General features: G+C 37.6%; 21 protein-coding genes, 1 riboswitch and 1 other annotated feature. Of the genes, 20 read left to right on the top strand and 1 reads right to left on the bottom strand.

From position 1 onward, the window contains the following. A partial coding sequence (locus tag ACQKIM_RS12710) for a transposase (protein ID WP_427544326.1) occupies positions 1–321 on the top strand: 321 nt, incomplete at its 5' end. Between the two features lie 1,050 nt (positions 322–1,371). Here ACQKIM_RS12710 and ACQKIM_RS12705 read toward each other — a convergent pair. Further along, positions 1,372–1,560, bottom strand: a complete 189-nt coding sequence (locus ACQKIM_RS12705) for a hypothetical protein (RefSeq protein ID WP_427544323.1) — start codon at positions 1,558–1,560, stop codon at positions 1,372–1,374. Between the two features lie 343 nt (positions 1,561–1,903). Between ACQKIM_RS12705 and hpaB the strand changes: the two genes are divergently transcribed. The 19 genes from hpaB to greA all read left to right on the top strand — a co-directional run bounded on the left by hpaB (position 1,904) and on the right by greA (position 21,735). Beyond that, a complete protein-coding gene (gene hpaB, locus ACQKIM_RS12700; RefSeq protein WP_427544320.1) occupies positions 1,904–3,343 on the top strand; it encodes a 4-hydroxyphenylacetate 3-monooxygenase, oxygenase component in 1,440 nt (479 codons plus the stop codon). Positions 3,344–3,403: 60 nt separating this feature from the next. Then, positions 3,404–3,571, top strand: a riboswitch (M-box (ykoK) riboswitch). Positions 3,572–3,814: 243 nt separating this feature from the next. Further along, on the top strand, positions 3,815–4,780 hold the full coding sequence (locus ACQKIM_RS12695) for a magnesium transporter CorA family protein (RefSeq protein ID WP_427544317.1): 966 nt from the start codon (positions 3,815–3,817) through the stop codon (positions 4,778–4,780). A gap of 69 nt (positions 4,781–4,849) precedes the next feature. Next, positions 4,850–5,063: a binding site (T-box leader), on the top strand. Positions 5,064–5,141: 78 nt separating this feature from the next. Further along, complete coding sequence (alaS, locus tag ACQKIM_RS12690; protein ID WP_427544314.1) at positions 5,142–7,802, top strand: alanine--tRNA ligase; 2,661 nt, start codon at positions 5,142–5,144, stop codon at positions 7,800–7,802. 87 nt (positions 7,803–7,889) lie between these two features. Next, positions 7,890–8,156, top strand: coding sequence for an IreB family regulatory phosphoprotein (locus ACQKIM_RS12685; RefSeq protein WP_004226839.1), 267 nt, complete (start codon positions 7,890–7,892; stop codon positions 8,154–8,156). A 2-nt stretch (positions 8,157–8,158) separates the two neighbouring features. Then, on the top strand, positions 8,159–8,575 hold the full coding sequence (ruvX, locus tag ACQKIM_RS12680; RefSeq protein ID WP_427544311.1) for a Holliday junction resolvase RuvX: 417 nt from the start codon (positions 8,159–8,161) through the stop codon (positions 8,573–8,575). 19 nt (positions 8,576–8,594) lie between these two features. After that, complete coding sequence (locus ACQKIM_RS12675) at positions 8,595–8,903, top strand: DUF1292 domain-containing protein (RefSeq protein WP_427544308.1); 309 nt, start codon at positions 8,595–8,597, stop codon at positions 8,901–8,903. Positions 8,904–9,205: 302 nt separating this feature from the next. Continuing rightward, a complete protein-coding gene (locus ACQKIM_RS12670) occupies positions 9,206–9,733 on the top strand; it encodes a DUF1292 domain-containing protein (protein ID WP_427544306.1) in 528 nt (175 codons plus the stop codon). 331 nt (positions 9,734–10,064) lie between these two features. Next, the gene (locus ACQKIM_RS12665; RefSeq protein ID WP_427544299.1) at positions 10,065–10,874 is read left to right on the top strand and encodes a MetQ/NlpA family ABC transporter substrate-binding protein; all 810 of its coding nucleotides are present in this window, start codon (positions 10,065–10,067) and stop codon (positions 10,872–10,874) included. A 40-nt stretch (positions 10,875–10,914) separates the two neighbouring features. Then, positions 10,915–11,994 (top strand): methionine ABC transporter ATP-binding protein, encoded by a 1,080-nt coding sequence (locus ACQKIM_RS12660; RefSeq protein ID WP_427544296.1) that lies wholly within the window; start codon positions 10,915–10,917, stop codon positions 11,992–11,994. After that, positions 11,987–12,589 (top strand): methionine ABC transporter permease, encoded by a 603-nt coding sequence (locus ACQKIM_RS12655; protein WP_427544338.1) that lies wholly within the window; start codon positions 11,987–11,989, stop codon positions 12,587–12,589. Before ACQKIM_RS12660 ends, ACQKIM_RS12655 begins: the two co-directional genes overlap by 8 nt. 14 nt (positions 12,590–12,603) lie before the next feature. Next, positions 12,604–13,440, top strand: coding sequence for a MetQ/NlpA family ABC transporter substrate-binding protein (locus ACQKIM_RS12650; protein ID WP_427544293.1), 837 nt, complete (start codon positions 12,604–12,606; stop codon positions 13,438–13,440). Between the two features lie 14 nt (positions 13,441–13,454). After that, positions 13,455–14,798, top strand: coding sequence for an LLM class flavin-dependent oxidoreductase (locus ACQKIM_RS12645; RefSeq protein ID WP_427544290.1), 1,344 nt, complete (start codon positions 13,455–13,457; stop codon positions 14,796–14,798). Beyond that, on the top strand, positions 14,798–15,985 hold the full coding sequence (locus ACQKIM_RS12640) for an acyl-CoA dehydrogenase family protein (RefSeq protein WP_427544287.1): 1,188 nt from the start codon (positions 14,798–14,800) through the stop codon (positions 15,983–15,985). Before ACQKIM_RS12645 ends, ACQKIM_RS12640 begins: the two co-directional genes overlap by 1 nt. Before the next feature lie 152 nt (positions 15,986–16,137). Continuing rightward, positions 16,138–17,265, top strand: coding sequence for an endolytic transglycosylase MltG (gene mltG, locus ACQKIM_RS12635; protein WP_427544284.1), 1,128 nt, complete (start codon positions 16,138–16,140; stop codon positions 17,263–17,265). 291 nt (positions 17,266–17,556) lie between these two features. After that, positions 17,557–18,189, top strand: a complete 633-nt coding sequence (locus tag ACQKIM_RS12630) for an O-methyltransferase (protein WP_427544281.1) — start codon at positions 17,557–17,559, stop codon at positions 18,187–18,189. A gap of 5 nt (positions 18,190–18,194) precedes the next feature. Next, complete coding sequence (locus tag ACQKIM_RS12625; protein WP_427544278.1) at positions 18,195–19,127, top strand: peptidase U32 family protein; 933 nt, start codon at positions 18,195–18,197, stop codon at positions 19,125–19,127. Positions 19,128–19,141: 14 nt separating this feature from the next. Beyond that, on the top strand, positions 19,142–20,422 hold the full coding sequence (locus tag ACQKIM_RS12620) for a peptidase U32 family protein (protein ID WP_427544275.1): 1,281 nt from the start codon (positions 19,142–19,144) through the stop codon (positions 20,420–20,422). Beyond that, positions 20,422–21,060 (top strand): uridine kinase, encoded by a 639-nt coding sequence (udk, locus tag ACQKIM_RS12615; protein ID WP_427544272.1) that lies wholly within the window; start codon positions 20,422–20,424, stop codon positions 21,058–21,060. The genes ACQKIM_RS12620 and udk overlap by 1 nt, the downstream gene beginning before the upstream one ends. Before the next feature lie 186 nt (positions 21,061–21,246). Beyond that, entirely contained in the window at positions 21,247–21,735 is a 489-nt protein-coding gene (gene greA, locus ACQKIM_RS12610) for a transcription elongation factor GreA (RefSeq protein WP_427544269.1), read from the top strand. Positions 21,736–21,743 lie beyond the last annotated feature (8 nt).

Below are 21,743 nucleotides of genomic sequence, written 5' to 3'. Positions count from 1 at the left end.
CCTTTTGTAAAAAGGGAAAACGAAGACCGTGTGTTACGAATTTCGATTCACCAAGAAATTTATAATCAATTACGAGGGCAACGCTTGTCGTATCGGGGGAAAATCCTTCGTTCTGTACGTCCATCCACTGTCGAACTTAGTTTCGCACATAGTAAAGAACTCCACGGTTTACGCTATGCGCGTTACCGTGGAGTCCAAAAAGTAAAAAGACAAGTTTTGATGACAGCCATCATACAAAACTTGAAAAAGTGGACCAAACTCCGCTCACTCAAGCAAATTGGTCTACACCTAACACATGAAATTATAGAAGAATCTGTTTAAAAAAACAAATAGAATCATAAAAATGCCACAAAAAATTTGTGGCATTTTCATTGACATAATCTTATTTCAACACTATGAAAAGCGCAAGCAAATACTGCTCGCGCTTTTCAGGTTGTTGAAATACTATTATGTCAATAAAATCAAGGTGACAAATTAAAAAGTATAGCCCTTTTTCAAAACGAGGGTTGATCTCCGTTCCGACTGAGTGCTTTGTTGCTGTCGCTTCGCTTTCGCACAGAGCAAAGCTTCCTGGGGGCGTCCGATGAGCCGCTTGGGGCAACAGATGTTTTTTGCGCGAAAGCGAAGCGGCAGCAGTAGGAGGTTGGTCACGAAGGCGTTGTCACAGGACGTGACGATTTTAGCCTTCGTTCCCCTAATCTGCTCGCTCCAGAGTCTCATCTGTGACGCTGAATCCCCGAGGAGTCACTCAGTCTACACTCCAATCAACCATTGCTCATCGTATTTTCTATTGGCATTTCACACAAATGTATAGTGATAAGTTTGAAGTCTTAGCCATCATTATATTGTGCAAAAATGGGGCTTTGATAACATTTTTCTATGCGAAAGCAGAGCAGTACTTTGTGTAAAGTTACAAAGTAGTTTTATGCATAAAATGTAGGTTAAAAGCTGTAGAATTGTACTACTATTCTATCCATTTAATGATGGTGAGTAATATGCTTTTACTTTACTTTTGAAGGAAGAAAATATTTAAAGTTCTACATATTGCAGATTGGAGTGCAAGGCTACCCGACTCCCGTGGGATAGCGAGACAGACTAGAAACTGAGGCCAACACGATGTTGGTCACGAAGGCGTTGTTGCTGTCGCTACGCTTTCGCACAGATAAATTGTCACAGGACGTGACGCACTTAGTCTTCGTTCCTCCAGCGCAGGAAGCGGCTCGTCGCTCGCTCACAGGAAGCCTTGCTCTGCGCGAAAGCGAAGCGTCAGCGGCAAAGCGAGTAACCTGGAACGGAAATCACCTTCATTTTGACTAAATATTCAAAAAGAGTCCCTTGACCATTTAGTTTTTCACTATGCTTTAAAGGTGATTAGTGAATGCCTACAATGTGATGTTTGACAACTTCATATGCCTGGCAAACATTATTATATTGAGCTTTGTCTTGAGCAATTAAATTGGAAGCAATAGAAAATAAAAGATTTTCTTCATTATGATCCTCCATTCGATTCATTAAGGCAGCTTCTAATTCTTCGACATATGCAATGATTTTATGATTCATCTATAATTCTCCTTTGAAGAAAGATGTTTTTTGTTTTGTTTACGAGGTTATCTTACACCTCCATGAAGTAAAAATCTAGCAACTCTGTACTAGTTAAAACAGACTTTTTTATGAATGTGACGTAAAATTGAACTTGCTAAAAAACCGCTTATTGTAATCGCTTTTATCTAAAGTAACTGAAAAATCAGCAATATAAGCAAATTCTTTTCTGTATCAATCAAGTGATACAGTTATTTTTAATTAATGAATTGCTATAATACAGTTGGCAACTCTGGAACCTAAAATTGGGAAAATTCATATACTAAATGAGTATAAAATATTTGGAATATTTAGGGGTGATTGCATGCCAGTAATTACAGGACAGCAATATATTGATCGTATTGATGCTTTGCAAACGTATATTTCTATTGATGGTGAAGTTGTAACAGGGAAGGTGTCGGAGCATCCAGCATTTAAGGGGGTTATGCAGAGTCAGGCAAGACTCTTTGATCTGCAAAATGAGCAGGCATTACTTGACACGATGACCTATCTATCACCGACTAGTGACCATCGTGTCGGGATGTCTTTTCTACAGGTATTGACGGTCGAGGATCTTGTAAAAAGACGTCTTGCCGCAAGAGAATGGGCATTATCGACTCATGGCCTTATGGGAAGAAGTCCAGATTACATGAATACGACATTAATGGCACTTGCGTCAGCTGCTGATTATTTAAAAGATAAACCAAATTGTTTTCCTGAGCATTTACTGAGATTTTATGAGCATGCTCGCGAAAATGATTTAACGATGACCCATACCTTTATAGAGCCACAAGTTAATCGTAAGAAGTTTTATTTTGAGAATGAGGAAGTCACTATTGCTGCTAAAATTGTTGCCAAAACAAGTGAAGGGTTAGTCATTAAAGGGGCAAGATTACTTGCCACACAGGGAGGAATTACCGATGAACTTCTTGTGATTTCAACAAACGGTTATGACGAAGGAAAAGGCTTTGCATTTTCGATTCCTAGTAATACTAAAGGCTTAAAGTTTTTATGTAGGCAGTCCTTTGTAGGTGGTGAATCAACATTTGATTATCCATTAAGCAGCCGATTTGAGGAAATGGATGCAATTGTTGTATTTGATGATGTGATTGTGCCATGGGAGCGCGTCTTTTATTATGAAAATTTAGAAGTTGCCAATACCTTTATGAACATCAGTGGCTTTCAGTCTTATAGCTTACATCAAGTGCTGTCACGCCAAATAGCTAAAACAGAATTTATTTTGGGCGTTGTACAATCGATTGTAGATACCATAAATATCGGAACCTACCAGCATGTGCAGCAAAAGGTTGTAGATATTATTGTGGCGTTAGAGACAATGAAGGCTTTATTGTTGAAGTCAGAAATTGAGGCAGCAAGGGATGCTTTTGGCTTTATCAGACCAGATCATCCAACATTACAAGTTGCAATTCATGTTTTTCCAAAAGTGTACCCGACTTTTACAGAAATCATCCAAATACTTGGTGCGAGTGGATTAATGTCCATTCCAAGTGAAAAAGCATTTCTGACGGATAATGGAGACTTAGAACATTATTTACAGTCATTTAAAGATGGCGGTAAAGAGCGGGTTAAAAAATTCCGTTTGGCTTGGGATTTAACAATGAGCAGCTTTGGCACAAGGCAAACACTTTATGAGCGCTACTTCTTTGGTGACCCTGTACGCTTAGCATCTGTCCTTTATCAAAGCTATAATCGAGAACAATACATTGAAAGAGTGGAAAACTTTTTAAAAGATGGTTGTTCCTAAAACTTTTCAGTTTGACAGTTGTTTCATAATGCATTATGATTTACAGGAATAAAAAAATAACGATCCCTTCGTTAGGTGAGGCTCCTATGCTGGAGATACGCTACTACCCAAAAATGTCGAGAGACGCCAATGGGTCAACAGAAATCATCGAAATAAGGTGTTTTTTAACGTAGCTGGAGTGAATTTCCTATGCCGCATAGTGCTAAAACTCAACGTTTGAAGGTAAGAAAGCAAAGTACTGTACTTTACTGTGCTGTTTTTTTGATATGTGTATTCAACACGCCTTCATTCATCGAAGGCGTGTTTTTGTTATTTAAGGAAGGTGATGAGAAATGGATAGTAGTCCTGAGCCGAGTAAGCAAATACAAAGTAAAAATAAACAATTAAGGATCGTCGATTTCTTATCGCCGAAACAACAATAGGTGACGCCTGTTTGTTCTCCTTAAATAATAAAACATGAGGTGAAAAACAATGATTAAAATCCATTATTTTAAAAAAGAAAACAACATAGTACATCATGATTTTAATTTGAAAGAATTTAAACTTGGTCTCCATGCTGAGGATTTATTATGGGTTGATTTATATGCATATAGCTACAATGAATTAAATGATATCGCAGAAATTTTTGGCTTCCATCCATTAGCTGTAGAGGATTGCTTAAACGAAGGTTCTCGCCCTAAAATGAATAATTACGGTGATTATAAATTCTTTGTTTTCCATGCTCCTATTTATAATGAAAAAAGCAGCAATGAAATAACTACAGTTGAATTAAATATTTTTATGGGTCCTAATTATGTTGTAACGGTTCATAAACAAAAGCTTAAATGGCTAGGTCACATCGAAAATATTTGCTTAAACAGTACGAAGTATTTAGATAGAGGCACCGATTTTCTTTTGCATACAATTATCGATGGCATTACTGATGAATATTTCCCAGTTTTAGAACGAATAAGAGCACGCATAGATGAGCTTGAAGAGGAAATATATGATTATCAGCCGAAAATAGTTACAGAGGAATTTCTTGCTCTCAAGAGAACTATTATATTCATTCGACAGGCAATAATGCCACAAAAAAGAATTTTTTCAAATAGTAATGGTCAGTGGAAATTTGAAATTCGTGAGGAAAATATTCCATTCTATAAAGATTTAAATGACCACCTTGAACGAATTGTTGAATCGACGGAAACTTACAGAGATTTAGTAAACAGTACCTTAGATACCTATTTTTCGATTATCAGTGGAAAATCAATTGAGAAGCTTAATCTACTTACAGTAATATCAACAATTATGTTGCCACTATCTGTCATTACAAGCTTTTTTGGCATGAATGTTCCACTACCATATCCGGATTCACCAATTACAACGATTACAATTAGTGTGTTTTTAGTCGTATTTACTTGGGGAATGTGGGCATACTTCAAAAAAATGATTGCTTAATGATGATTAGCCATACTAGTGCCAATTGACAGAACAAAATATTTTTTTTATAATGCTCGATAGAAAATAGTAAAAACGATGATGGAACAAGTACGTATTTGTGGGTGTTAAGAAAGGGATTTCTTGGCTGAAAAAATCCTCACATTGCAGATACCGAAAGCTACTCCAGAGTGCAGTTAATCTCTGCCGTTCACTTACGTTACAAGTGCTAAAGAGGTAAGTATTTTCTACTTACAACTAGGGTGGTACCGCGAGACAACTATAACAAGTCCTCGTCCCTTATTGGGATGAGGGCTTTTTTATGCTTATTTGCGGATTCATATCGTGAACTTTACAAAATTAATAAGGAGGAATTTATCCTATGAAAGCAGCAGATATTCGCCGTATGTATTTGGAATTCTTTAAAGAGAAAGGTCATCATCATGAGCCATCAGCACCGCTAGTACCAATTAATGACCCATCATTACTTTGGATTAACTCCGGTGTTGCCACTCTTAAACCATATTTTGATGGTCGTGTCATACCAGATAATCCACGTATCACAAATGCCCAAAAATCGATTCGTACTAATGATATTGAAAACGTTGGTAAAACAGCTCGTCACCATACGTTTTTTGAAATGCTTGGAAACTTCTCTATTGGAGATTACTTCAAAAAAGAAGCGATTCATTATGCTTGGGAGTTCTTAACGGATAAAAAATGGATGGGCTTTGATCCAGCACTATTATCTATTACATTACACCCAGAAGATCAAGAAGCCTATGATGTTTGGCATAACGAAATTGGTATACCTGAAGATCGTTTAATCCGATTAGAGGGAAACTTCTGGGATATTGGAGAAGGTCCTTCTGGTCCAAACTCAGAAATTTTTTATGACCGTGGAGAAGAATATGGCTATAATGATAGTGATCCAGAAATGTATCCAGGTGGAGAAAACGAACGATACCTTGAAATTTGGAACTTAGTGTTCTCACAATTCAACCATAATCCAGATGGTACGTATACGCCACTGCCAAAGCAAAATATTGATACAGGTATGGGACTTGAGCGTATTGTATCGGTTGTGCAAAATGTTCCAACTAACTTTGATACTGATTTATTCATGCCTATTATTGAAAAAATCGAGGAATTTGCTAACCGTAAGTATAAGCGCCCTGGTGAAGTAGATTTAAATGAAATCTTCGGTTCTGAAGAGGATATTAATACACCATTTAAAGTAATTGCTGACCATATTCGTACAGTAGCGTTTGCAATTGGTGATGGCGCACTTCCTTCAAATGAAGGGCGTGGTTATGTATTACGTCGTTTATTACGTCGTGCTGTTCGTTATGCAAAACAAATTGGTATTGAAAAACCATTTATGTTTGAATTAGTACCAACTGTAGGCAAAATTATGGAGGATTTCTATCCAGAGGTAACGGAAAAAAGTGAATTTATCCAACGTGTAATTAAAAATGAAGAAATTCGCTTCCATGAAACATTAGACGGTGGTTTAGCTATCTTTAATGAAGTCGTTGAATCACAAAAAGTAGCAGGACATGATTATATTCCAGGTGCAGATGCTTTCCGTTTATATGATACTTACGGTTTCCCAATCGAATTAACAGAAGAGTATGCAGAAGAAGTGGGTATGAAGGTAGACCATGAAGGCTTCGAGGCGTCAATGGAAGAGCAGCGTGAGCGTGCTCGTGCAGCTCGTCAAGATGTAGATTCCATGCAAGTACAAAATGAGGTTCTTGCAAATTTAACAGTTGCCAGCGAATTTGTAGGTCATGATACATTAACAGCAGACACAAAAATTGCAGCAATGATTGTTAATGGACAAGAAGCAAAGTTTGCCTCTGAAGGTCAAGAAGCGTTAGTTATTTTAGCAAAAACACCATTTTATGCTGAAATGGGTGGACAAATTGCGGATAACGGTATTATTTCAAATGATAGCTTTACTGCTGTTGTTAAAGATGTTCAAAAAGCACCAAATGGTCAGCCACTCCATACAGTGGTAGTTGAATCTGGTGAAATGCATGTAGAAGATACTGTGGAAGCAGTTGTTAATCGTGATGATCGTAATTTAATAATTAAAAATCATACAGCTACACATATTATGCAACGTGCATTAAAAGACGTGTTGGGCGATCATGTTAACCAAGCTGGTTCATATGTAGGTCCTGATCGCTTACGCTTTGACTTCTCTCACTTTGGTCAAGTGACAAAAGAGGAATTACAGCAAATTGAACGTATTGTAAATGAAAAAGTGTGGGATGATATAGAGGTCGTGATTGAAGAAAAAGGCATCGATGAAGCGAAGGCAATGGGGGCTATGGCATTATTCGGTGAGAAATATGGCGATATTGTCCGTGTAGTTTCAATTGGTGATTATTCTATTGAGCTTTGTGGTGGTATTCATGTGAAACGTTCTTCTGAAATAGGTTTCTTCAAAATTGTTTCAGAGGGTGGAATCGGTGCAGGTACTCGCCGTATTGAGGCTGTCACAGGAAAAGTGGCTTATGAAGCAGTTAAAGAAGAGGAAGCTTTATTAAACGATGCTGCAGCCTTATTAAAAGCAAATCCGAAAGATATTGTGACAAAAGTACAAGCGCTTCAAGCAGACTATAAAGAATTACAACGTGATAATGAAGCATTATCACAAAAAATTGCGAATGCACAGGCAGGGGCAATTGTAGACGCAGCTCAAACAATTGGAGATGTAACAGTCTTATCTACTAGAGTAGAAGCGAAAGACAATAATCAATTGCGTCAAATGATGGATGATTTAAAAGTGAAAATGAATAAAGCAGTTGTTGTTTTAGGAGCTGTTGATGGCGAGAAAGTAATGCTTTGTGCTGGTGTCACAAAAGATTTAGTGGGCGGCAGTTATCATGCAGGAAATATCGTAAAAATGGTAGCCGAGGCATGTGGTGGTAAAGGCGGCGGTCGTCCAGATATGGCGATGGCAGGTGCAAAAGATACAACAAAACTTGAAGAAGCACTACTTTCTGTGTATGATTATGTTAAATCCATTTAATTAATACGCCAAATCGGTTATAATAAAGAGAAATTGGAGATGAGCTTTTTTGCACATCTCCTTATTTCTGAAAGCGAGGTGCTGGTCATGAGTTCATTTGATCAAACAATGAAATTTAATTTTCCAGAAGAATCAATGGAACAGGAAGTCAAGCAGGTAATGTTGAAAGTTCATTCTTCATTAGAGGAAAAGGGATATAATCCTATCAATCAGATTGTCGGTTATTTACTTTCTGGTGATCCGGCGTATATTCCTCGCCATCAGGATGCTCGTAATTTAATTCGCAAGCTTGAGCGTGATGAAATTCTAGAAGAGCTTGTTAAATTTTATATTAAAAAGAATAACGAGGACTAGAAATGAGAATTATGGGATTAGACGTTGGGTCAAAAACCGTGGGCGTTGCAATAAGCGATGCGTTAGGGTGGACGGCTCAAGGTATTGAAACCGTAAAAATTGATGAAGCAAACGGTGAATTTGGTATTGAACGAATAGCCGAGCTAGTAAAGGAATATGCTATAACGGAATTTGTTGTAGGTTTTCCGAAAAACATGAATAATACGGTGGGACCACGTGGAGAGGCATCTGAAAACTATAAAAAGCTTTTAGAGGAGACCTTTTCACTGCCAGCAAAGCTTTGGGATGAACGTTTAACGACAATGGCTGCTGAGCGTATGCTAATTGATGCAGATGTAAGTCGCAAAAAACGGAAGCAGGTCATTGATAAAATGGCTGCTGTGATGATCTTACAAGGCTATTTGGATAGCAAAAATTAATTGATGAGGTGACAAGCACATGGCACACGAGCACAACCATGAAGAAGAATTACACGTACAACACATTACAGTGATTGATGAGAACGGAAATGAACAGCTTTGTGAAGTGATTCACATTCATGAATCGCCTGAATTTGGCAAATCCTACGTATTTTACTCAATGGTAGGAGCAGAAGAAGATGAGGACGGTTCTGTAGAAATATTCGTTTCTTCATTCGTTCCTTCTGAAAATGGTGAAGATGGCGAGTTAACACCAATCGAAACAGAAGCAGAGTGGGATATGGTAGAGAATGTATTAAACGCTTTAGAGGATGAATACGAAGACTAATCTTCTTTCTTAAAGCTTGGAACAAGGATCGCAACTTGCAGCCCTTGTTCCTTTTTTATTGGCGGGACATATAGAAGTTTGCTTAATTATGGAGTGACAGTCATCGAAAATTGTAGGGAGCCGCTCAATTCGAATTTGAAAGTCAGCAAATAAAGTGAGAAGCCGCTCAATAGTGATCTGAAAGTGATCAAAAGACGCCAATCCCGCTCAATTTAAGACTAACTGCACCACACAAAACAATGACCCTAATCCTCAAATGTACCTTTAACTTTAAACATAATGACCATGAAGGAGGAATTTGAATGAATGAAGAAATGCAAGAATTTATGATTATAGGTGAGAATGGCAAGGAACAAAAATGCAGGGTTGTCTTTACCTTTGATGCAGAGGAAAAATCATATGTACTCTTTTCATTAATTGACGAAGCAGGTAATGAAATTCCAGGAGATATTTCTGCTATGACATTTGAGTACGATGATAATAACGGAGAAATGACCAATTTAATGCCTGTTGTAACTGAAGAAGAATGGGAAATGATTAATGAGGTTGTGCTAACGCTTCTTGATGAATTTGAAGAGGAGCCACAGTTAATCACAGTTACAGATGAGGATGGAACGGATCAAGTCTGTGAGGTCATTCATAAATTTTCATCCGAACAATTTGGAAAATCCTATGTTTTATATGTACCTGCAACAGACGAACCTATTGAGGAACGAGATATTTTTGCGGCTCAATACCTATCGGACAAAGACGGTTCTATAGAAGAATTATTACCAATTGAAAGTGATGAAGAATGGGCATTTGTTGAAGATGTATTGAACGAATTGTAAAATCTCTGGGTGGTTGTGAGCCACTCAGAGTTTTTTTATTTTTTAACTACTTTCAGCAGAACAAAGCCGATTCTGGAATCAATTATGCCGAGGCAAAATTGATTTAATAGAAATTTTCTATCAATGCTCTAAAAGTATTCTATCTGCAAATAAAATTTTTGCACTTTCGATTGAATAAAGTGATTTTAAGAGAGAAATTATGCTTTTTAAGATTTAAATTTCTGAATTTTTGAATAAACAGAATAAATAAGGCATTGACCAATTCGAAGTAAATAGATAAGATTTGTCTTACATTAAACCAAGTAAGTTGATTAATTAAGGAGGTAATAGTATGAGAAAAGGTTGGAAATTGTTAATAGGAGCAATGGTAATAGGCTTGTTGGCTGGCTGCACAAGCAAAGGAGAGGAAGATAAAGAGGAGGTTGTAACGTTAAAGGTAGGAGCTGCCAATGTACCTCATGCGGAAGTATTGGAGTATTTAGCAAAAGATATTGAAAAGGATGGAGTGAAACTAGATATTTCCATTATAAAAGATGCTGTTCAAACAAACCAACAAACGGCAGATGGTGAGTTGGATTTTAATTATTTTCAACATGTTCCGTTTTTAGAACAGACGAATAAAGAAAGTCATTTGGATTTAGTCAGTGTAAAAGGAATTCATATTGAGCCATTTGGTGTGTATTCCAAAAAACTAAAAGATATTAATGATTTGCCACAAAATGCAAAGGTAGCTGTACCAAATGATGTTGTTAATTTCTCTCGTGCGTTACTACTATTTCAAAATAATGGATTGATTGAATTAGATAAAGCGAAGAAAGGTGATTATACAGTCGAAGATATTACGAAAAATGAGAAAAAAATTCAATTTATCGGTGTGGATTCTCCATTACTTGTTCGTTCATTAGATGATGTAGACGCATCTGCTATTAATACGAATTATGCCTTAGAGGGGGGCTATAACCCTATGAAGGATGCACTGATTATAGAGGGTTCTGAATCACCTTATGTCAATATTATAGCTTCGACAAAGGAGAAAAAGGATGATCCAGCTATACAGACAGTCGTTAAGTGGCTAACAAGTGAAAAGGCACGTTCTTTCTTTGAAGATCAGTATAAAGGTGCTGTTGTTCCCGCATTTTAAAGCTTTGTAAACAACATACATGCTAAGGAGGTAAACGTGCATGATTGAATTTATTGAAACAACAAAAGAATTTCAGATAGGAACATCAACAGTGACGGCCCTAAATCATATCAATTTAACGATTCAGAAGGGGGATATTTTTGGTGTTATCGGCTTTAGCGGTGCTGGTAAAAGTACTTTAATTCGAACAGTAAATTTACTGGAGGAGCCAACGTCTGGGCGGGTGCTTGTAAATGGAAAAGAGTTAACTACGCTTACTAAAAGGCAGCTTCGAGATGAGAAGAAAAATATCGGCATGATTTTTCAACATTTTAATCTCCTCCATTCTAAAACTGTATTTGAAAATGTGGCAATGCCTTTAATCATAAGTGGTGTAAAAAAATCGAACTTGGAAGGTCAAGTGAAAGAGGTATTAGCATTTGTTGGCTTAACGGACAAAACTGATCGCTATATTGACGAGCTATCAGGCGGGCAAAAACAAAGAGTCGGCATCGCTAGGGCACTCGTTACCAAACCGACTATCCTATTATGTGATGAGGCAACTTCTGCTCTCGACCCACAAACGACCAAATCGATTTTAGCGTTACTAAAGAAGGTCAATATAGAATATGGTATTACGATTTTGATGATTACTCATGAAATGGAGGTTATTCGGGATATTTGTAATCGTGTGGCTGTCATGGAAAATGGAAGAATTATTGAGACAGGTAATGTACTTGAAATTTTTTCTACACCAAAAGAGGAGACAACCAAAAACTTTGTCCAATCGGTTGTTCGTGATGAAATCCCGTCTTCTGTTTATGAGCAATTAAAAGGTATAGATGCTTCTAAGAAAATTTACAATTTAAAATTTATCGGAGTAGATGTTGGTCAGCCAATTGTCTCACAGGTAGCGAAGAAATTTGCTGTTGATGTCAATGTTTTATTTGGCAATATCACAGAGCTACAAGGGATTCCATTCGGCCATTTAATCGTAGAGCTCGTTGGTTCTGATAAGGAAATACAAAAAGCATTTCTATTTATTCAGGCTAAAAATATTCAAATAGAGGAGGTTGTTGCACGTGAAAGTGAGCACTCAAATCATTATCGATGCGGTTCTAGATACGCTGTACATGGTTAGCATTTCGTTATTTTTTGGTGCCATTTTAGGCTTCGTTTTAGGAGTGGTCTTAGTTGTAACGAGAAAGGGACATATTCTTGAAAATAAATTAATCTTCTCGATTGTCAATCCGATTGTCAATACACTGCGCTCAATTCCGTTCATTATTTTACTTGTTGCAATTATTCCATTTACACGATTACTCGTTGGAACTGCAATTGGAACGACAGCTGCCATTGTGCCGCTAGTCTTGCATATTGGACCATATATATCAAGATTAATAGAAAATTCATTATTAGAGGTGGATGAGGGCATTATTGAAGCAGCAAAAGCAATGGGAGCCTCCCCATTTCAAATTATACGAAAGTTTCTATTGCCTGAAGCTTTTCCATCTTTAATTCTAAGTGTCACGACTGCAACAATAGGGCTTATTGGTGCGACGGCCATGGCAGGAGCTGTTGGAGGCGGAGGCCTAGGTGATGTTGCCATTACTTACGGCTATCAACGCTTTGATAATGCGACGATTTTGGTAACAGTGGTTATTTTAGTAGTACTTGTACAGATTATTCAAAGCATCGGCAACAGTCTTGAACGAAAAATACGCAGAGTTTCTTAAGGGAGAATGTCAACATGAAAAAACTTAACTATTTATTAGGACTTTTTACATTACTATTTTTACTAGTGGCATGTGCAGAAGCAGATGAAAACGATACTGTGAAGGTCGGTATTCGTAGCTCAGAATTGAAAACCTGGGAGTATATTAAGGAACAGGCTAGCAAGGAAGATATTAACCTCGATTTAGTAACATTCTCTGCGCAATATGATCCAAATCAAGCACTGGCAGAGGGAGAAGTAGATATTAATGCTTTTCAACATGTTGCCTATTTAAATTTATTTAATACGAACAACAACTCAGATTTACAGGCAATTGGCACAACAATAATGGCACCTATTGGCTTATATTCAAACAAATATAAATCGTTAGATGAATTAAAAGAAGGTGCAAAGATCGCTGTACCGAATGATCCTTCCAACTGGGGCAGAGCTTTACTGCTACTTCAGGAGAATGGATTACTAACAGTAACGGACAATTTTGATGGTAATGGCGGAGAAGATCGAATTAAAGATAATCCAAAAAATTTAACAATTTTGCCTGTTGACGGTGCTACAACGCCAAGGGTAATGGAGGATGCTGATTTTGCCATTATAAATAATGGTGTGGCTGTAGAAGCTGGTCTTTTATTGAAAGATGCGATCATTCATGAGAGTGAAACAGCTAAGCCATTTATTAATGTTATTGTGGCAAAGGCAGAAGACAAAAATAATGAAACATTGAAAAAAATAGTGGAAATTTATCAGCGTGATGAAACGGCTAAGTTTATTAAAGAAATATCAAATGGAAACTATATTCCGGTGAAAATGTCACTGGATGAATTAGCAACATGGAAGGATTTCTATTCATATTAGAAAGGATGTTAATAATGACTAAGAAAAGAGAATTAAAGCTAGCACTATATTTAATTGGAGCAGGTATGCACGTTGCTGCATGGAAGCACCCGTCTGCACAAGCAAATGCAAGCATCGATATTAAAGCATTACAAAAAGCAGCCCAGATTGCGGAAAAAGGAAAGTTTGATATAGCATTTGTGGCAGACAGTTTAGCTATTAATCATGAATCCCATCCGCATATTTTAAATCGCTTCGATCCATTAATTCAAATTACGGCTTTAGCAACAGCGACCACTAAAATTGGACTTGGTGCAACAGCTTCAACTACATACAGTGAGCCATATGTGCTAGCAAGACAGTTGATGTCCATCGATCATATAAGTGATGGGAGAGTTGCTTGGAATTTAGTGACAACAGCAGATGCTACAGGTGAAACGGCCTTAAATTTCAGTCGTGACAAGCATTGGGAGCATGATCATCGCTATGAACGTGCAGAGGAATTTATCGATGTTGTTCAATCATTATGGGATTCATGGGAGGACGATGCTTTTCTCTATGATCGAGACAATAATATCTTTTATGATCGTCATAAAGTGCACGAAACCTCGTTTAAGGGCAACTATTTAACTGTCAAAGGTCCATTAAATATTGCACGTTCTGTACAGGGGCAGCCTGTTATTGTAGAGGCTGGTGCATCTAAACCGGGACAACAATTAGCAGCACGTACGGCAGAGGTTGTATTTGTCCATTGGGATGAAATTGAAAAATCGAAAGAACACTATCGTCAATTAAAGGCACAGCTTGCTCCATTTGGACGTACAGAGGAAGAGCTTCTCGTTTTACAGGGAATTTCTCCAATCGTAGGTGATACAGAGGAGGAGGCGATCCGTAAATTTAATGAATTACAGTCGTTGATTGATCCATATGAAAGCTTAAAATTTGTTTCTGGGTACATGGGGAATGTTGACTTTTCAAAGTACTCACTCGATACACCGGCTATCGAAGTGGAATTTCCAGAAGTCAATAGTATACAAAGTCACTTTTATGAGCACTTAGAGATTATTAAAAAGGAAAATTTAAAGGTTGGCGATTTATATGCGCGCCTATTTGGACCTGCAAAGCGTGATGCTTTTGTCGGAACACCAACTCAAATTGCAGATGAGATGGAGCGTTGGATTTCAGAGCGAGCAGCAGATGGCTTTATGCTGCAATTTCCATTATTACCACGCGATTTAGAGGATTTTGTTGACAAAGTTATACCAATTCTACAAGAGCGAGGCATTTATCGTAAAGATTATACAGGCACAACGTTAAGAGAGCATTTAGGATTGAAAAAGCCGCTGAATCGATTTGCTAAAAGTAAGGTGACACAGTGATGATTGATGTTTTTATTCGTAATGAACGGGAGCAAAAACTCGTTCAGTATGCTCAGAATTTAGCAAAACAAATTGAGAAGACAGCTAATCAATATGATGAGAGTGGTGAATTTCCTTTTGAGCACTTTCAGATTTTAGAGGATGCAGGTTATTTTCGATTAACAGTGCCAAAAAAATATGGTGGAGAAGAAATTTCTCTCTACGAAATGTTATTAGTACAGGAGCAATTAGCTAGAGGTGATGCTTCTACTGCATTGTCTGTTGGCTGGCATTTATTAACGTTTTTGAATGTTCGTGAGGCGAAAACATGGCCAGAGCCTATATTTGCAGAATTAAGCCGAAAAGCCGTTGAAGAAGGCTCTCTACTGAATATTATTAATAGTGAACGTGGAAAAGGGAATATTTCTCGAGGAAGTTTACCTGGTACGATTGCTAAAAAGGTGCCAGGGGGATATCGTATTACAGGTGAAAAGGCATTTGCTTCCTTAGCACCAATTTTAAAACAATTCACCATTATTGCTTATCTTGAAGAAGAAAATCTAACAGCAGAGTTTCTAATTACTAAAAATGAACAGGTGGAAATTGTTGAGACATGGGATGCGATGGGCATGAGGGCGACAGGCAGCCATGATATTATTTTTCATGATACGTTTGTACCAGAAGAAGCATTGCTATACAGACATCGCCTAAATGAAGTCAATCGTTTCTTAGCGGATGGTCGTGTCTATTCGTTAGAAATTCCAGCCGTTTACTTAGGAGTAGCAGGTGCAGCAAGAGATTATGCCATTGATTTTGCTAAAAATACGTATTCACATAGCTTAGAAAATACAATCGCTCATGCCAGCCATGTTCAACAAAAAATCGGTGAAATAGAAGTACTTTATCAAACTGCACGAAGAACTCTATATAGTATTGCAGCGCAGGTAGAACAAAATCCAGCCCTTAAGGAGCAGCTATCGGAGTCTGTTAGTATTGCGAAGTATATTATTTGCAACCACGCGATAGATATTGTAACAAAAGCTATGCAGGTTGTAGGTGGACGAAGTTTATCGAAGGAAAACAAAATACAGCGCCTATTTAGAGATGTTCAATGCAGCCGCTTTAATCCTCCAGCAGATGATGTGGTTATTACTCAACTTGCGATGGGATTACTGATTGATAAGAAGCAAGAAACTTTTCAATTATAGTATGAACCCTGAAAGACTTCCATAGAGATTATCTGCCAGCAAAAATAGTTGGCAGATTTTTTGCGTGAGCCATTTCTACTGAATTGTCGATTTCTGTTTGTCGTGAAAGTTGATTTCTAGTATGATATTGGATAGTGATAGGGGGGAAACCCGTGAATAACGGTTCAAAAAAACAAGAAATGTTTTCAAAAATGCAAGAAAGAAAATCTGAGGTAAAAATCGTGAGAAAAATCGTTGCTATTATAGCTATTGTTTTTGTTCTACTATTAGTGATTGTTGGTTTCCTTGGCTACAATTATGTCAAGAGTGCCCTCAAACCAGTGGATCCAGATGCAACAAAAATAATTGCCGTTGAAGTACCAATTGGCTCAAGTTTAAGCTCTATTTCTGCCTTATTAGAGAAAAAAGGCGTTATTAAAGATGCCCGGGTATTTAAATATTATGCAAAGTTTAAAAATGAATCTCAGTTCCAGGCAGGGAATTATGATTTAACAAAGGCAATGACGCTAGATGAGCTAATCAAAAGTTTAAAAACAGGAAAGGTATATCGTAAGCCAGTCTTTACGATGACAATTCCTGAAGGCTTAACGCTTGAACAAATCGGTAATATTGTGGAGAAGAAAACGCCATATACGCAAAAGGAATTTATGGACTTAGTAACAAGTGAAGCATTTGTTCAACAGATGATGGCAAACTATCCTGAGCTTGTGACAGATGCAGTTTTAGCTGACAATATTCGCTATGATTTAGAGGGATATCTTTTCCCCGCAACTTATTCTTATTTTGAAGAGAAGCCATCATTAGAAGCCATCGTAGAAGAAATGGTGGGGGCGATGAATAAGGTTGTGAAGAATTATAGTGATTTACTTGCAGAAAAACAGATGTCTGTTCATCAATTAGTAACATTTGCTTCGCTACTAGAAGAAGAAGCTACTGCCCAAACTGATCGAGAAACTATAGCGAGTGTATTCTATAATCGTCTTGATCAGGGAATGCCGCTTCAAACTGATCCAACTGTTTTATATGCACTTGGCTCTCATAAAAACCGTGTGCTATATGAAGATTTAGAGGTAGAAAATGCTTACAATACTTACAAAAACAAAGGCCTACCGCCTGGTCCAATTGCGGGGGCAGGGAAGTCTTCTATTGAAGCAGCATTGAATCCAAGCAGTACAGATTATCTATACTTCTTAGCGGATAAAGAGGGCGTAAACCACTTCTCTAAAACCTATGATGAGCATTTGCAAAAAGTGGAAAAATATTTACGTAAGGCAGAGTAAATAGAAAAAGTATATAGTATGCATATGGATAGAAGGAAAGAAAAATAGCTTTCCTTCTATTTTCGTGCTATTATAAATTGTGATTTTTGATAAATCCGCATACGGTCAGAACTTTCATGCTGGATATAGTATACGTGGTGGCAATTGTTTTGAGCATAAACAAACAATTGCTCATTTTTGTATGGCGAAGTACCAAGACATCACGTTTGGTCTTTTTCTTTTTGGTGTAAATGATGAAGTACAGACAACGGCGAAATGCTTGTTGCCTTTTAAATGAGGGTGGATTTAACAATGGAATTATCAGATGCATATATACAATCATTTATTCAACCACGTAATGAACTGCTTTTAGAAATGGAAGCATTCGCGGAGGAGAATCATGTACCGATTATGCAGCTTGCAGCTATCGATGCACTGAATCAACTGCTACGTATTCAAAATCCGTCAAAAATTTTAGAAATTGGTACTGCTATCGGCTATTCTGCACTAAGAATGGCAGAGGCTTTGCCAAATGTGAATATCGTTACAATAGAGCGTGATCCAGAGCGTGTGACAAGTGCCAAAGCTTATATTAAACGTTCAACCGTATCAGATCGAATTACGGTCATTGAAGGCGATGCTTTAGAGGTAGACGATGAGGCTATTCAAACAGCATTTGATGCAGTTTTTATCGATGCAGCTAAGGGACAATATCAGCGCTTTTTTGAAAAGTACGCCCCACTAGTGAAATCAGGGGGAGTCTTGTATATCGATAATATGTATATGCATGGCTTATCTGATTTAGATTTGAAGGATGTCCCGCGTCGTAAGCGTACAATGATTCGCAATTTAAAAAACTTCACGGAATGGATAATGGAGCACCCTGATTATACAAGTGCTTTTTTACCAGTCGGTGACGGTTTATTACTATGTTTGAAGAGGTGACTACTATGAAAAAACCAGAATTGCTTGTAACACCACAATCATTAGAACATATAAAAGCACTTTTAGAAGCTGGAGCAGATGCTTTTGTAATTGGTGAACAACAATTTGGTCTACGTCTAGCAGGAGAATTCTCTGTTGTTGAAGTGGAAGAAGCAACGAAGCTTATACACGCAGCAGGTAAAAAGGTTTATGTTGCAGTCAATGCACTTTTCCATAATGAAAAGATAGACGCCCTTGCTGACTATTTAAAAGAAATGCAGCGTATCGGTGTGGATCGTTTAATTTTCGGCGACCCAGCGATATTAATTATTCGTCGTGAGCAAGGAGTAACAATTCCATTACATTGGAATCCAGAAACGACTGCTACAAACTGGTTTACGGCAAACTATTGGGGGAAACGCGGCGCAACTCGCGCAGTACTTGCACGTGAACTTTCACTAGATGAAGTGTTGGAAATAAAAGAAAATGCTGAACTAGAGATTGAAGTACAAGTTCATGGTATGACATGTATGTTCCAATCAAAGCGTCCATTATTGGGGCATTACTTCTTATATCAAGATAAAGTAATGGAAATTGAAAATCGTAATGAAAATCGTAACATGTTCCTACATGACGATGAGCGAAATAATAAATACCCAATTTATGAGGATGTTAATGGAACACATATTTTCAGTCCAAATGATATGTGTATTATTGATGAACTAAGTGAATTATTTGAGGGTGGCATTGATGCTCTGAAAATTGAGGGTGTACTGCAAACACCAGAATATGTGGTGACAGTAACAGAAGCCTATCGCAAAGCCATCGACGCTTATTTTGATGAGTCAGAAGAAGCATATGAAGATATAAAAGATGATTTATTAGCAAAAATTGAAGAGATTCAGTCAGCCATCAGACCACTGGACACAGGCTTTATCTTCAAAGAAACAGTTTACTAAGAGGGGGGCAAGACATGGCATTAGCGTTAGTACAAAATGACAAAATCCGTGAGATTGTTGACGGTAAACGTGTCATTACAAAAAAACCAGAGCTGCTTGCCCCAGCAGGTAGCTTAGAGAAATTAAAAATAGCTGTTCATTATGGAGCAGATGCTGTATTTATTGGCGGGCAGGAATTTGGTTTACGTTCAAATGCAGATAATTTTTCTATTGAGGAAATGCGCGAGGGAGTAACATTCGCCAATAAATACGGTGCGAAAATTTATGTTACGACAAATATTTTTGCTCATAATGAAAATATGGGCGGCTTAGAGCAATATTTAAAGGATATTGAATCTGCAGGTGTTACAGGCATTATCGTAGCGGACCCTCTGATCATTGAAACATGCCGCACAGCTGCACCCAAGCTTGAAATTCACCTTTCTACACAGCAATCGCTTTCAAACTGGAAGGCGGTACAGTATTGGAAAGAGGAAGGCTTACATCGAGTAGTGTTAGCCCGTGAAGTAGGCGGCGAAGAAATGCAGCTGATGAAGGAAAAGGTTGATATTGAAATTGAGGCATTCGTACATGGAGCGATGTGTATCGCTTATTCTGGTCGTTGTGTGCTTTCCAATCATATGACTGCTCGTGACTCCAACCGCGGTGGCTGCTGCCAATCTTGTCGCTGGGACTACGATTTATATGAATTAGAAGATGGCGAAGAAAAAGCGCTATTTGATGACAATCATGCACCTTTTGCTATGAGTCCAAAAGATTTAAAGTTAATTGAAGCTATTCCTCATATGATTGAGCTTGGCATTGATTCGTTAAAGGTTGAAGGTCGCATGAAATCCATTCACTACGTGGCTACAGTTGTTTCCGTGTATCGTAAGGTAATAGATGCCTATTGTGCAGATCCTGATAATTTCAACATTAAACGTGAATGGCTAGAGGAGCTAGACAAATGTGCAAATCGTGATACGGCTGAAGCATTCTTCCACGATGCACCTGGCTTAGAGGAGCAAATGTTTGGTGTTCATGGCCGTAAAACAACCTATGAATTTGCTGGTTTAATTTTAGACCATGACCAAGAGTCAAAAATTGTCACAATGCAGCAACGAAATTATTTTAAGCCTGGTGATGAAGTAGAGTTCTTTGGTCCTGAAATCGAAAACTTCTGTTTAACAATGGGAGAAATATGGGATGAGGACGGTAATAGCTTAGATGCAGCCCGTCATCCATTACAAATTGTTAAATTTAAATGTGATACACCATTAAAACCGCATAACATGATGCGAAAGGAGAATAATTAATGGCAGCAAAGCGTCCAGTCGTCATCGGAATCGCTGGTGGCTCATGTTCAGGTAAAACGAGTGTGACACATGCTATTTATGATGTTTTCCGAGATCATTCAGTGGTTGTAATTGAACAAGATTTTTATTATAAGGATCAAAGTCATTTAACGTTTGAGGAGCGTTTAGGTACAAACTATGACCATCCGTTAGCATTCGATAATGATTTGTTAATTAAACACATAAAAAAATTGTTGGCTCGTCAATCCATCGAAAAGCCAGTATACGATTATGTACAGCATACAAGAGCAAAAGAGGTTATTCATGTTGAGCCTGTAGATGTTATTATACTAGAAGGTATTTTAGTGCTAGAGGACGCAGATTTACGTGATCTAATGGACATAAAGCTATTTGTTGATACGGACTCAGATTTACGAATTATCCGTCGTATTATGCGTGATATAAAGGAGCGTGGACGTACAACAGATTCTGTCATCGACCAATATTTAACGGCCGTTCGTCCAATGCATAATCTATTTATTGAACCAACAAAACGTTATGCTGATATCATTATTCCAGAAGGCGGAGATAATGAAGTAGCCATCGATTTAATGGTAACGAAAATTAAAACTATTCTTGAAACCGGCAACGTATTGTAATAAGATAGAGTGGTATTGACAATATTTACATGCTTATCGGTGCATATTTCTGAAAAGCATGCATACTATTAGGTCAAAGCGTAATTTGAAAAACGTTTAAAAATAATAAAATTCGATTAAATGCTTGTTATAGGCATTTAGTCGAGTTTTATGTTTTTATATTGATGAAATAAGGAGTGAAGGACTTTGGCAAATGAAAAACAATACCCAATGACTGCTGAGGGTAAACGAAAATTAGAAGAAGAATTAGTGAAATTAGAAACGGAAACACGTAAGGAAATCGTAGAACGTATTAAAATTGCACGTGATTTCGGAGATCTTTCTGAAAATGCTGAGTATGATTCAGCAAAAGAAGAACAAGCCTTTTTAGAAGGACGCATTTCTACATTAAAATCAATGATTCGTAACGCGGTAATTATTTCTGAGGATGAAACTGACAACAGTGTAGTATCACTTGGGAAAACGGTTACATTTGTAGAAATCATTAATGGTAAACCATCAACTGAAGAGGAATCATATACTATTGTAGGTTCAGCTGAAGCGGATCCAATGGAATTCCGTATCTCTAATGAATCACCAATCGCAAAAGGTCTACTTGGCCGTGCTGAGGGTGAAGAGGTTGCTGTACAAACACCAGGCGGCGAAATGAAAGTTAAGATTCTTTCTATAAAATAATTATATAT

Source organism: Lysinibacillus sp. NPDC047702, assembly GCF_050272555.1.
GTDB lineage: Bacteria > Bacillota > Bacilli > Bacillales_A > Planococcaceae > Lysinibacillus.
The sequence above is the reverse complement of the archived record's forward strand: the minus strand, read 5'-3'. Positions and strand labels throughout refer to the sequence as shown.